The sequence below is a fragment of the Pseudoalteromonas arabiensis genome, from assembly GCF_001550155.1.
Classification (GTDB): Bacteria; Pseudomonadota; Gammaproteobacteria; order Enterobacterales; family Alteromonadaceae; genus Pseudoalteromonas; species Pseudoalteromonas arabiensis.
Window position 1 is genome coordinate 1 of the sequence record NZ_LRUF01000011.1, and the last position, 12,749, is coordinate 12,749.

Genomic DNA, 12,749 nt, shown 5'->3' on the forward strand with positions numbered 1-12,749 from the left:
TGAAAAAAATGACTGTTCGTGCAAAATACCAGCGAAACGCGTAAAAATAGCACTAAATCGTTCGTATTATGGCTATTTAGCCACTGTATTTTATATATGCTTGTTTTTAACTTCTATATAAAGAAGGTGTAGCTATTAAAGAACGCGGTTTGATCTTTATATGTGATCTTAATTGCTAGTTGCTAGTTGCTAGTTGCTAGTTGCTAGTTGCTAGTTGCTTCAAGATTCTAGGGTGATGCTTGGGGATTGATAGAGTTAATTTATTGATAGTGAATTTCAGAAAGTAAAAAGCCGAGCATAAGCTCGGCTTTTTGGTGTCTTTACGACTTACTCTGCAGACTGCGCGTCTTCTTGAACTTCTTCGTTTGTCGCTGGGCGACCAACTAGTTCAATATAAGCCATTGGTGCATTATCACCAGCACGGAAGCCACACTTAAGAATACGAGTGTAACCACCAGGACGGTCTGTATTACGTGGACCGATTTCGCTGAATAATTTACCAACTACTTCATTATCACGCGTGCGAGCAAACGCTAAACGGCGGTTTGCTACACTGTCAGTCTTAGCCAGTGTGATTAAAGGTTCAATTACACGGCGCAACTCTTTAGCTTTAGGCAAAGTTGTTTTGATGATTTCATGTTTCACCAAAGAACCAGCCATGTTGCTGAACATCGCTTTGCGATGGCTGCTGTTACGGTTTAATTGACGACCACTCTTACGATGGCGCATGACCCTATCCTTCTAACTAAACTAATATAGTGATTTAGATTATTCAGCTAGGCTTGCAGGCGGCCAATTTTCTAGGCGCATACCTAGAGAAAGACCACGTGAAGCTAGCACGTCTTTAATTTCAGTTAGAGACTTCTTACCTAAGTTAGGCGTTTTAAGAAGCTCAACTTCAGTGCGCTGAACTAAATCACCGATATATTGAATTTGCTCGGCTTTCAAACAGTTTGCTGAACGTACTGTTAGTTCAAGATCATCAACTGGGCGAAGTAGAATAGGATCGAATTCTGGCTTCTCTTCTTTCTCTTCTGGCTCAGTTACATCACGTAAATCTACGAATGCATCTAATTGCTCAGCTAAGATAGTAGACGCACGGCGGATCGCTTCTTCAGGATCTAAAGTGCCGTTCGTTTCCATATCAATGATTAACTTGTCTAAGTCTGTACGTTGCTCAACACGGGCTGATTCAACCGAGTACGCAATACGTTCAACTGGGCTGAATGATGCATCAAGCAGCAGACGACCAATTGGACGCTCATCGTCATCAGAGGATAAACGACTAGATGCCGGCACATAACCGCGACCGCGCTCAACACGAATACGCATGCTGATCTCGCTGCTATCTGTCGTAAGGTGACAGATAACGTGATCTGGGTTGGCGATAGTTACATCACCATCGTGCTGAATATCAGCCGCAGTCACAGGGCCTACACCAGATTTAGTCAGGGTCAGAAAAACTTCATCTTTGCCTTCTAAAGTTACTGCTAGACCTTTAAGGTTTAACAGAATTTCAATGATGTCTTCTTGTACGCCCTCTTTCGCGCTGTACTCATGCAATACACCGTCGATTTCTACTTCAGTTACTGCACATCCAGGCATAGATGATAACAGTATACGGCGTAAGGCATTACCCAAAGTGTGACCAAAGCCACGCTCTAATGGTTCTAAAACTACTTTAGAACGCGTTGGGTTGATAGCGTCGATATCGACTAACCTTGGTTTTAGGAATTCGGTAACAGAACCCTGCATTTTATCCTCTCTTAACTCTTAACTTTACTTAGAGTAAAGTTCGACGATTAGTTGTTCGTTAATGTCCGCAGACAGATCTGAACGCTCAGGTAGGCGCTTGAAGCTACCTTCCATTTTCTTACCGTCAACTTCAACCCAAGTCGGCTTTTCACGTTGCTCAGCCAACTCTAGAGCAGCGATGATACGTGCTTGTGTTTTTGACTTCTCACGAATTACAACAGTATCTTCTGGAGTAATTACGTATGAAGGGATGTTCACTACACGACCATTAACTAAAATCGCTTTGTGGCTTACTAACTGACGTGCTTCAGCGCGCGTGCTAGCAAAACCCATGCGATATACAACATTGTCTAAACGTTGCTCTAAAAGCTGTAACAAGTTTTCACCTGTATTACCTTTAAGGCGAGCAGCTTCTTTGTAGTAGTTACGGAATTGCTTTTCTAATACACCGTAGATACGACGTACTTTTTGCTTTTCACGTAGCTGTAAACCGTAATCAGATAAGCGACCTTTACGAGCGCCGTGCTGACCAGGTGCAGTCTCAAGTTTACACTTAGAGTCGATAGCTCTTACGCCGCTCTTAAGGAACAGGTCAGTACCTTCACGACGACTCAGCTTGAGCTTAGGGCCCAAATATCTTGCCATGTTATTTCTCCTAACCTATTGTTAAACGCGACGTTTCTTCGGTGGACGACAACCATTATGAGGGATTGGCGTCACGTCAGTGATGTTGGTGATACGGTAACCAGCAGCATTCAAAGCACGTACAGCAGATTCACGACCTGGACCTGGACCTTTGATGAAAACTTCTAGATTTTTTAAACCGTATTCTTGAGCAGCAGTACCTGCACGCTCTGCAGCAACCTGAGCCGCGAATGGAGTAGATTTACGTGAACCACGGAAACCTGAACCACCTGCTGTTGCCCAAGATAGTGCATTACCTTGACGGTCGGTAATTGTTACAATAGTGTTGTTGAAAGAAGCATGAACGTGAGCCATACCATCAGCAACTTGCTTTTTAACCTTCTTACGACGAATTGGTGCTTTAGCCATAATCTACCCCACCTTATTTCTTGATAGGCTTGCGAGGACCCTTACGAGTACGCGCGTTAGTCTTAGTACGTTGACCACGTAGTGGTAACGAACGACGGTGACGTAGGCCACGGAAACAACCAAGGTCCATAAGGCGCTTGATATTTAATGTAACTTCACGACGAAGGTCACCTTCTACAGTGTACTTGCCAACTGCTTCACGCAATACGTCAAGTGTTTCGTCTGAAAGTTCACCGATTTTTGTGGTCTCGGCGATACCAGTCGCTGCTAAGATTTCCTTAGAGCGAGTCTTACCTATGCCATAAATAGCAGTTAAACCGATAACTGCATGTTTATGATCAGGGACGTTAATGCCAGCGATACGGGCCACTAACACATCTCCTATATTTGAATTTGGTTATCATCTGTTTGAAAAGCCCGCAAGGATACTCAAACGAAGACCAAATCACATTAAAAACACAGGCCGAGTGAATAACTCAGCCTGCACGACTGTTTACTTAGCCTTGCCTTTGCTTATGCTTAGGCTCACTGCAAATTACGCGTACTACACCAGCACGTTTAATAACTTTACAGTTACGGCATATTTTCTTAACGGAAGCACGTACTTTCATTGCTCAACTCCGTAAACTGACCTTATCGACCGTAGCCTTTAAGGTTTGCTTTTTTCAGCACAGAATCATACTGATGTGACATCAGATGCGTCTGTACTTGTGCCATAAAGTCCATGATTACAACAACGATAATCAAAATTGATGTACCGCCGAAATAGAATGGCGTTTGCCATGCCATAGTCATGAATTCGGGCACCAGACAGATAAAGGTTATATACAAAGCACCTGCCAATGTCAGGCGTGTCATCACTTTATCAATGTATTTAGATGTCTGCTCACCTGGACGAATACCTGGGATAAATGCGCCAGATTTTTTCAGGTTATCTGCTGTTTCACGCGGGTTAAATACCAACGCGGTGTAGAAAAAGCAGAAGAAGATAATAGCCGCAGCTAAAACCATCGCATATAAAGGTTGACCCGGAGTCAACGTTGTAGCGATTGCTTGTAGCACATCAGCGACCGGACCTTCACCCTGGCCGAACCAGCTTGCAATTGTACCAGGGAACAGAATTATACTGCTAGCAAAGATTGGTGGAATAACACCCGCCATATTTACTTTTAATGGTAAGTGCGTGCTTTGAGCAGCAAATACCTGACGACCTTGTTGACGCTTTGCATAGTTAACGACGATACGACGTTGACCACGTTCAAAGAATACCACGAGGTAAGTAACAGCGAATACGATTACAGCAATCAATAACAGTACAAGTACATTCAGATCACCTTGGCGCGCCATTTCGGCTGTCGAACCAATAGCAGACGGCAGGTTAGCTACGATACCAACAAAAATAAGAACAGAGATACCGTTACCGATACCGCGTTCTGTAATTTGTTCGCCCAACCACATCAGGAACATAGTACCAGTTACTAAACTCACTACAGCAGTGAAGTAGAAACCAATACCTGGGTTAACAACTAACCCGTCCATCATACCCGGTAAGCTTGTAGCAATACCGATTGATTGGATAGTAGCAAGCACAAGCGTGCCGTAGCGTGTGTACTGGCTAATTTTCTTACGCCCTTGCTCACCTTCTTTCTTAAGCTCTATAAACGGCGGATACATATGCGTTAATAGTTGCGTAATAATCGAAGCCGAGATATACGGCATAATACCCAGTGCTAACACTGAAGCGCGCTCAAGCGCACCACCGCTGAACATGTTAAACATTTCAACAATGGTGCCCTTTTGTTGCTCGAAGAAATCGGCAAGTACAGCGGCGTCAATCCCAGGGATCGGCACGAATGAACCTAGACGGTAAATAATGATAGCACCTAATACAAATAGTAATCGACGCTTCAATTCCGAAAGCCCACTTTGTGCACTTTTCATATCTTGACCTGGTTTAGCCATTAGTACTTCCTTAGTCTTCTACCTTGCCTCCGGCAGCTTCGATAGCTTCGCGAGCACCTTTAGTCACTTTAAGACCTTTAACGGTTACTGCGCGTGAAACTTCGCCAGATTTAACTACTTTAACGAACTGGATGTTCTTTTTAACTAGACCAGCTGCTTGTAACGCGTTTACGTCTACTACATCGCCTTCAACTTTAGCGATTTCAAAAAGGTTAACTTCAGTAGATACTAGTGATTTACGTGAAGTGAAACCAAATTTTGGTAGACGACGTTGCATAGGCATTTGACCGCCTTCGAAACCAACGCGAACTTTACCGCCAGAACGTGATTTTTGGCCTTTATGACCACGACCACCAGTCTTACCAAGACCAGAACCGATACCACGACCTAGACGTTTCTTTTCAGTTTTTGCACCTGCAGCAGGTGAAAGTGTATTCAAACGCATCGAATTAACCCTCAACCTTTACCATGTAAGAAACTTGGTTAATCATACCACGCACACATGCTGTGTCTTCTAACTCAACAGTGTGATTGATACGACGTAAACCAAGACCGCGTAATGTAGCTTTATGCTTCGGTAAACGACCGATAGAGCTCTTTACTTGTGTTACTTTTACAGTTTTATTAGCCATGGTTTACCCCGTGATTTCGTCAACGCTAAGACCACGTTTAGCAGCGATTGACTCTGGAGAGTTCATGTTCTCTAGAGCTGCAATCGTTGCACGAACGATGTTGATCGGGTTAGTTGAACCGTATGCTTTTGACAATACGTTCTGTACACCAGTTACTTCTAGTACTGCACGCATCGCACCACCGGCGATGATACCTGTACCTTCAGAAGCAGGCTGCATGTATACTTTAGAACCCGCGTGGCGACCCTTGATTGGGTGCTGTAGCGTGTTACCGTTTAGGTCTACACTGATCATGTTACGACGTGCTTTTTCCATTGCTTTTTGAATAGCAGCTGGAACTTCACGTGCTTTACCATAACCGAAACCTACTTTACCTGCGCCGTCACCAACTACTGTTAGTGCAGTGAAGCTAAAGATACGACCACCTTTAACCACTTTAGACACACGGTTTACCGCGATTAGCTTTTCAGCCAAATCAGGCTGTTGTTGCTTTGCTTCTACGTTAGCCATTGTCTACTCCTAGAATTGCAGACCGGCTTCACGCGCTGCATCAGCAAGCGCCTTCACACGGCCGTGATATTTAAAGCCACTGCGATCAAAAGCAATCTTCTCGATGCCTTTGTCAGCTGCACGTTCAGCAACCGCTTTACCAACTGCTTGCGCAGCTGCAACGTTACCTGTGCCTTTAACTGTTTCGCTAATTGCTTTTTCAACAGTAGAAGCAGCAGCCAGTACAGTACCCTCAGCGTTTACAACTTGAGCGTAAATGTGACGTGGCGTGCGGTGGATAACAAGACGCGTTGTGCCTTGTTCAATATAATTTCTACGAGTGCGTTTAGCACGACGTAGACGAGCTGTTTTTTTATCCATCGTCTTACCTTACTTCTTCTTAGCCTCTTTACGGCGTACATTCTCGTCCGCGTAACGAACACCTTTACCTTTATAAGGCTCAGGTTTACGGTATGCACGGATGTTAGCAGCTGTTTGACCAACTAACTGCTTGTCTACGCCCTTAACTAGAACTTCTGTTTGGCTTGGTGTTTCAACCGTAATACCTTCTGGTACTTCGAAGTTTACCGGGTGTGAGAAACCAAGAGTTAAGTCTAATACTTTGCCCTTAGCTGCTGCACGGTAACCAACACCTACTAACTGAAGCTTCTTCTCGTAACCTTCATGCGTACCAACAACCATGTTGTTGATTAGAGCGCGAGCAGTACCTGCTTGTGCCCATGCATTTGCTACGCCTTCACGAGGTAAAGTTGTAATAACGTTATCGTTAACTTGTACTTCAACAGCGTCGTTGATTGTACGAGTTAATTCACCGTTTTTGCCTTTAACTGTGATGTCCTGGCCTTTTAATGTAACTTCTACACCGGCAGGAACATTGATTGGTGCCTTTGCTATGCGAGACATAGTTCCCCTCCGATTAAGCTACAAAGCCAATGATCTCACCACCAACGCCTGCACTGCGTGCTGCGCGGTCTGTCATTAGGCCTTTAGAAGTTGATACGATAGCGATACCAAGACCACCCATTACCTTAGGTAATTCGTCACGTTTCTTATAGATACGTAAACCAGGGCGGCTAACACGCTGGATATTTTCAATAACAGCTTTGCCTTCGAAGTATTTTAACTCGATAGAAAGCTCAGGCTTCGCTTCGCTGTTTACAGCGTAATCTGCGATATAACCTTCATCTTTTAGTACTTTAGCTACTGCTACTTTCAGTTTTGAAGTTGGCATCGATACTGATACTTTCTTCGCTGACTGACCGTTACGGATACGTGTAAACAAATCCGCAATAGGATCTTGCAAGCTCATAGTCTTACTCCCGTGATTCTATTACCAGCTAGCCTTTTTAAGGCCAGGAATTTCACCGCGCATAGCTGCTTCGCGAACTTTGATACGGCTCATGCCGAATTTACGAAGGTAACCATGTGGGCGGCCCGTAACGTTACAACGATTACGTTGACGTGAAGAGCTAGAATCACGCGGTAAAGACTGTAGCTTTAATACCGCGTCCCAACGATCATCGTCAGATGTATTTACATCACTGATGATAGCTTTTAGTGCCGCACGCTTTTCAGCATACTGAGCAACTAATTTAGTGCGCTTTGCTTCGCGCGCTTTCATAGAATTCTTTGCCATAACCCTACCCTTATTTCTTGAATGGGAAGTTAAACGCTTCTAACAACGCACGGCCTTCCTCATCAGATTTCGCAGAAGTAGTGATTGTGATATCCATACCGCGTACACGGTCTACTTTATCATAATCGATTTCTGGGAAGATGATTTGCTCACGTACGCCCATGCTGTAGTTACCACGTCCATCAAAAGACTTAGCACTTACACCACGGAAGTCACGGATACGTGGGATAGCGATTGAAACCAAACGCTCAAAAAAGTCCCACATACGCTCGCCACGTAGGGTTACTTTACAACCAATTGGGTAACCTTCACGCACTTTGAAGCCAGCAACTGATTTGCGTGCTTTAGTGATTAGAGGTTTCTGACCAGAGATTGCTTCTAGATCCGCAACAGCGTTATCTAGGATCTTCTTGTCAGCTAGAGCTTCGCCCACACCCATGTTTAATGTGATCTTTTCGATCTGAGGGACTTGCATGACAGAGCTGAAACCAAACTTCTCTTGAAGCTCAGCAACTACTTTGTCTTTATATACTTCATGCAGTTTCGCCATCATTCTACTCCAACTATTAGATAGTTTTACCAGTAGATTTAAAGATACGTAATTTCTTACCATCTTCAATCTTGAAACCTACACGATCTGCTTTACCCGTTTCCGAGTTGTAGATCGCAACGTTTGATACGTCGATAGACGCTTCTTTCTCAACAATACCGCCAGCTTGGTTCAACTGAGGAACCGGCTTTTGGTGCTTCTTGATTAAGTTGATGCCTTCGACAAATACTCGACCAGACTCAGTAACAACTGAAAGCACTTTACCGCGCTTACCTTTGTCTTTACCGGCTAGTACGATTACTTCGTCATCACGACGGATTTTTGCTGCCATGATAGACTCCTTATAGTACTTCTGGGGCTAGTGAAACGATTTTCATGAACTTGTCATTACGAAGCTCACGAGTCACAGGGCCGAAGATACGAGTACCAATTGGCTGTAAGTTATCATTTAAGATAACAGCCGCATTGCTATCGAAACGGATCAAAGAACCGTCCGGACGACGAACGCCTTTTTTAGTACGCACAACTACTGCGTTTTTAACATCACCTTTCTTCACTTTACCGCGAGGAATTGCTTCTTTTACAGAAACTTTGATGATATCGCCAACCGCTGCATAGCGACGGTGCGAACCGCCAAGGACTTTAATACACTGCACTTTGCGAGCGCCGCTGTTATCAGCAACGTCCAGCTGAGTTTGCATTTGGATCATGTTAATGACCTCCGGTGTAGATATTACAACACGCCTTAATTTTGTTTAAAATCAAGACATTTCGGTTAAATTCCACTCAAAAAACACGCGAGTTGTCTCTTAAGGGCGGGCAATTGTATCAGCAATGACAGTGAAGTGGTAGGTTATTTTTTAATTAATTTTATAATTACGTGTTGCTAAGTCGAGGGGTCTATATGGAATATCAGCACTTGTTATTGATTATAAAACAAACAGGGCGCTAATGCGCCCTATTTTGATTTACGTATTAAAGTTTTATTAATTTCCGAATAGGCCTTTTAATTTATCTTTAATTTTATCTTTTGCCTTTTCCTTTACTTCTTCCTTCGCTGCGTCACTAACGTCAAGCTTGAAACCAACATCATGGAAAGGACCTTTTATACGCAGAGGGATCTTGAAGCCCGTACTGTCATCAGTCGTGCCTTGGCCTTCAATTGAATCTACAATGCCTGTTACTAAACGATAATCGACATTGGTCATTGGTAAGTTAACTTTACCTGATCCTGTAATGCGAATTAATGGGCTAAGTAATGATAAGTCATTGTTAGTCCCTACCCCATCTGTAAAATTGAAGCGACCTGTAAGTGCTGAGAAGTCTGTTTGCTGAGAGTTATCGAAACCAGTATCTAACCCTTCAGACACAGCATTTAAGTTCCCTTTAATGAGCTCTTTACCTTTTCGCACCATCTCTGCCACATTCGCACCTTTAATTGCACCATCTGCAAACTCAAATGCTAACTGACCATCTAATGCATTAACAAAGTCTTTTTGACTTTGTCCTGTGGTCGCTAGATCCCAGTTTAAAGAGCCTTTACCCATAAGCTTATTGAAACCTGCTGCATCAGTCAGTAATGGCTGTGCATCAATTTTATCTAAAGCAAAGTTAGTGCTAATTTTATAGGGTGTTTGCTTAGCATTGACTGTGATCACACCTTTACCACTGCCTTCATAAGCAACAAATTTATCTAAGCTAATTTTTGCTAGTGCATTTTTAAGGTTCACCGTTAACTGGTTTTCACCGAGTGTAATATCATTTGCTTTTAGACCACTTGAACGAATAACAATATTTACATCAAGTACATTTAAGCCACTCATATCAATTGGTGTATCATCCCAAACAATTGGCTGTGCAGGCGTATCTGTGGCTGGTTCTGCTTGCTCTTCTTTAGCTACACCCTCTGGAAGGTAAGGGTTCAAATCAAGCATGCCTAAATCAATATCGGCATTCACAGCTAAGCGACTCCCTAAGTTAATGTCGCTTTTACCTTTAATTTGTAGCTCATCTAAGGTGGCAAGTAACTCAGTGAGCTTAAATTTATCACCTTTTAAGTGCATTGAACCTTTAACATTGAACGCATTAAAGGCATTTTCTTTTGCATTAAGCTCAACACCTTGCCAGCTTGCTATCTCTTTAACTGAGTCACCACTTACTGATAACTGACCTTGCACATCTTTACCCATTTGGGCAATCGCGCCTTTGAAGTTCACATCCACTAAACGTGAATCAACCTCAGTGCTGACATTAAAAGTTTCGCCTTCAATCGCTTTTACCGGTGTATCTAAGGTGACATCTAAGTCAAAGCGTTCACCCATATAGGTAATACCGCCTTTTAACTCAAGAGTCTTACGAAGAGAAGGTAATAAGATTGCTAATTCTAAATCGCTTATTTGTTGTTTTGCCCCTGTTTTGCCATCAAGGTAGGTGAAAGTCCCGCCATAAATGGCTACTTCACCAAGCTCGATATCAAAGTTATCTGGTAAGTTAACGGCGCCAGAACTTTTTTGCTGCTCTGTCTGTGGTCGCTCAGCAACTGCATCAAATAATTGCCAGTTTGCTTTACCATTTTTATCGGTTTCTAATAAAATTGTCGGTTCATTAATAACAAACTTATCTAGTTTGAAATCACCGCCAAATAACGACATCCAAGGAATACGAATTGCAAGTTGCTGCATGCTTGCCATATCTTTTTGCGAGCCAGTTTGCATATTCGCAAAATGTACATCATTCAATTCGAGCTTTAATGATGGAAATACCGACAGCTTTTTATCGCCATTAATAGTCAGACTACGACCTGTGGTTTGTTCTACTTGCTCCGATACTTTGTTAAATATCGCGTCTGTAGGTATGAGGAATGGTGCGGCGACTACTAATGCAATCAGTAATACGAAAATGACACCAACAATTTTCAGTAGGGTTTTCATAATCATCCTTAAACATGGGCAAACAATGTTCATATCATAGCGGGAGTTAGGCGCAAATGCATTGCCCAATCCATAAAAAGGTTTTTGAACAAGCTTAGGTACAAGAATATGAATCAACGCTGAAATAACTTAGAGCCATATATAGAGAAAAATAGCCCACAAATATAAATAAATAGTTTAATGAACAATCGAGGTGATCTAAGCATGCTTTTTACTATTAAATGAAAAGTCTTCACTGTAGGTGACATCTAAGGGGTGACTTCTGTATGATGCACGACCCTGTTGTTTTTGCACCCTGTGTACTAAAATTAAACAACCTAATTTGGTCAAAACTGGAGTATCGATTAAGCATGAAGAAACTGCTTATTTCACCGTCAAAAATGGCGCTTGGCGAGCAAGAAAGTCAAATTTATCAAAACATCCTCAAGCAAGCCTCTGATATCAGCTTAAATCTAATGGCAGTTAAAGTAGAAAACCATCCTGAAGACTTTTTAGGTTGGTGCTATGAGCTATTAAGTGCAAGCCGCGATCGCATTAATTACGATCTATTAGAAGATAAGCAATTACCGACACTTAAAAAACTTCATGACTTATTAATTTCTGCAATCAGCTTTTTGCAGTTAAAAACGTTAAGAGTTGCGCCATGGCCAGTTATCGCAAGTTTCATCGAACAGCATAAAGAGCTTGTAGCCCTTGATGAGCAACTACGCTTAGCTAATTACATTGCCGCAATTAAATCACAATCACTAAAAGAGATGATCCCAGAAGACCGTTTAGCGTTTTCAGGTAAGCACAGTGCCTCGCTCGATCCAAGCAGCTATAACTTTGACGTTGAATGGTTTGCTTCTACTAAAAACGCCAAAGGTTTCCACCAAATGTTGAGTGATTTACCTGGTGCGTTCGATGAGGCTCTTGTACACATTCCACTTGAGGGTGAAGTAACTCAAGAACATTATCAGCATTTTATGGTTGCTTACTTCATGGCATTTAATGGCAGCGATGAAAAGCCAACGCTTGCGCCTGCTACTCGCTTACTTGCAATGCGTCGACCTGACGTGTTTACACCAATCGTAAATAGTAAACTTGATGCCCTTTGTGCAGCCCTTGGCATTACGAAGCTAAATAACCGCGATTTTGAGCGCTACTGGCAAGATGTTGTCGAAGCCATTCATAGTATGCCTTGGTACAAAATGGCTACTGCGGCTAATGAACTTGAACAATCTCTAGTTGAAATTAAAGCCTTGTTACCTAGCTTCTTTTATTATGCAGACAAAGCGACTGCTGATAGCTCTAACTATATTAAGTTACTAAACAAACCTAAAAGCAGCACAAGCTCTGCGGGTAAAAAGACTGTACGCCGCGGTAAAGAATCGGCTGAAATACTGGTAGATCGCGCCCTTGCAAGTGATGATATCCCTGAACATATTAAAGCTAAGCGCGATTCAATCATCAGTGAAGTTGAAAAGGGCCGTAGCGTTGAAGAAACCATTAGTTTAATGCGTGCCATTTTCGGCTAAGTCTCTATCAAGTAAGAAAAACCTGGTTGCGTCTTCATTGTGCAACCAGGAAATTTATTGCACCATGCAAGTGCGCATGAATAATTCAAATACAAGTCAACTTTAACCAAAAGAATACTTACAAGACTGTTTTAAAAGAAATAAAGCATAAAAATTCCCACCGTAAATTAACTTGGCACAACCAGTGCTATATCGTATCCAGAC

Annotated in this window: 19 protein-coding genes; 1 reads left to right on the forward strand and 18 read right to left on the reverse strand. The window is 42.6% G+C overall.

Annotated features, from left to right (window positions below):
• Positions 1 to 327 precede the first annotated feature (327 nt).
• From rplQ to PAARA_RS06630, 18 genes are all read right to left on the reverse strand, one after another.
• The gene (gene rplQ / locus PAARA_RS06550; protein ID WP_004589197.1) at positions 328 to 729 is read right to left on the reverse strand and encodes a 50S ribosomal protein L17; all 402 of its coding nucleotides are present in this window, start codon (positions 727 to 729) and stop codon (positions 328 to 330) included.
• 39 nt (positions 730 to 768) lie between these two features.
• Positions 769 to 1,755, reverse strand: a complete 987-nt coding sequence (locus PAARA_RS06555) for a DNA-directed RNA polymerase subunit alpha (protein WP_004589198.1) — start codon at positions 1,753 to 1,755, stop codon at positions 769 to 771.
• 24 nt (positions 1,756 to 1,779) lie between these two features.
• Entirely contained in the window at positions 1,780 to 2,400 is a 621-nt protein-coding gene (rpsD, locus tag PAARA_RS06560) for a 30S ribosomal protein S4 (protein ID WP_036974007.1), read from the reverse strand.
• 21 nt (positions 2,401 to 2,421) lie between these two features.
• Complete coding sequence (rpsK, locus tag PAARA_RS06565) at positions 2,422 to 2,808, reverse strand: 30S ribosomal protein S11 (protein ID WP_036974009.1); 387 nt, start codon at positions 2,806 to 2,808, stop codon at positions 2,422 to 2,424.
• Between the two features lie 13 nt (positions 2,809 to 2,821).
• Positions 2,822 to 3,178, reverse strand: a complete 357-nt coding sequence (gene rpsM / locus PAARA_RS06570) for a 30S ribosomal protein S13 (protein ID WP_054562818.1) — start codon at positions 3,176 to 3,178, stop codon at positions 2,822 to 2,824.
• A 127-nt stretch (positions 3,179 to 3,305) separates the two neighbouring features.
• Complete coding sequence (rpmJ, locus tag PAARA_RS20360; protein ID WP_002959476.1) at positions 3,306 to 3,419, reverse strand: 50S ribosomal protein L36; 114 nt, start codon at positions 3,417 to 3,419, stop codon at positions 3,306 to 3,308.
• 22 nt (positions 3,420 to 3,441) lie between these two features.
• Entirely contained in the window at positions 3,442 to 4,770 is a 1,329-nt protein-coding gene (gene secY / locus PAARA_RS06575) for a preprotein translocase subunit SecY (RefSeq protein WP_036974013.1), read from the reverse strand.
• Positions 4,771 to 4,780: 10 nt separating this feature from the next.
• The gene (rplO, locus tag PAARA_RS06580; RefSeq protein WP_036974015.1) at positions 4,781 to 5,215 is read right to left on the reverse strand and encodes a 50S ribosomal protein L15; all 435 of its coding nucleotides are present in this window, start codon (positions 5,213 to 5,215) and stop codon (positions 4,781 to 4,783) included.
• 4 nt (positions 5,216 to 5,219) lie between these two features.
• The gene (rpmD, locus tag PAARA_RS06585; protein ID WP_016710201.1) at positions 5,220 to 5,402 is read right to left on the reverse strand and encodes a 50S ribosomal protein L30; all 183 of its coding nucleotides are present in this window, start codon (positions 5,400 to 5,402) and stop codon (positions 5,220 to 5,222) included.
• Positions 5,403 to 5,405: 3 nt separating this feature from the next.
• Entirely contained in the window at positions 5,406 to 5,912 is a 507-nt protein-coding gene (gene rpsE / locus PAARA_RS06590) for a 30S ribosomal protein S5 (RefSeq protein ID WP_036974018.1), read from the reverse strand.
• A gap of 9 nt (positions 5,913 to 5,921) precedes the next feature.
• Positions 5,922 to 6,272: a 50S ribosomal protein L18 gene (gene rplR, locus PAARA_RS06595; protein ID WP_062568277.1), complete on the reverse strand. Its 351-nt coding sequence runs from the start codon at positions 6,270 to 6,272 to the stop codon at positions 5,922 to 5,924.
• A 9-nt stretch (positions 6,273 to 6,281) separates the two neighbouring features.
• Entirely contained in the window at positions 6,282 to 6,815 is a 534-nt protein-coding gene (gene rplF / locus PAARA_RS06600; RefSeq protein WP_062568278.1) for a 50S ribosomal protein L6, read from the reverse strand.
• Between the two features lie 13 nt (positions 6,816 to 6,828).
• A complete protein-coding gene (gene rpsH, locus PAARA_RS06605; RefSeq protein ID WP_062568279.1) occupies positions 6,829 to 7,221 on the reverse strand; it encodes a 30S ribosomal protein S8 in 393 nt (130 codons plus the stop codon).
• A gap of 21 nt (positions 7,222 to 7,242) precedes the next feature.
• Positions 7,243 to 7,548 carry a 30S ribosomal protein S14 gene (gene rpsN / locus PAARA_RS06610; RefSeq protein WP_062568280.1) on the reverse strand — a complete coding sequence of 102 codons (306 nt, stop codon included), beginning with the start codon at positions 7,546 to 7,548 and terminating at the stop codon, positions 7,243 to 7,245.
• 10 nt (positions 7,549 to 7,558) lie between these two features.
• Positions 7,559 to 8,098 (reverse strand): 50S ribosomal protein L5, encoded by a 540-nt coding sequence (gene rplE / locus PAARA_RS06615; RefSeq protein WP_010392500.1) that lies wholly within the window; start codon positions 8,096 to 8,098, stop codon positions 7,559 to 7,561.
• Between the two features lie 16 nt (positions 8,099 to 8,114).
• Complete coding sequence (gene rplX / locus PAARA_RS06620) at positions 8,115 to 8,429, reverse strand: 50S ribosomal protein L24 (RefSeq protein WP_036974032.1); 315 nt, start codon at positions 8,427 to 8,429, stop codon at positions 8,115 to 8,117.
• Positions 8,430 to 8,439: 10 nt separating this feature from the next.
• Positions 8,440 to 8,808, reverse strand: a complete 369-nt coding sequence (gene rplN / locus PAARA_RS06625) for a 50S ribosomal protein L14 (protein ID WP_058031680.1) — start codon at positions 8,806 to 8,808, stop codon at positions 8,440 to 8,442.
• Between the two features lie 276 nt (positions 8,809 to 9,084).
• Entirely contained in the window at positions 9,085 to 11,028 is a 1,944-nt protein-coding gene (locus PAARA_RS06630) for an AsmA family protein (RefSeq protein WP_062568281.1), read from the reverse strand.
• A 350-nt stretch (positions 11,029 to 11,378) separates the two neighbouring features.
• Here PAARA_RS06630 and PAARA_RS06635 point away from each other — a divergent pair, with 350 nt between their 5' ends.
• The gene (locus PAARA_RS06635) at positions 11,379 to 12,545 is read left to right on the forward strand and encodes a hypothetical protein (RefSeq protein WP_062568384.1); all 1,167 of its coding nucleotides are present in this window, start codon (positions 11,379 to 11,381) and stop codon (positions 12,543 to 12,545) included.
• Positions 12,546 to 12,749: the final 204 nt, after the last annotated feature.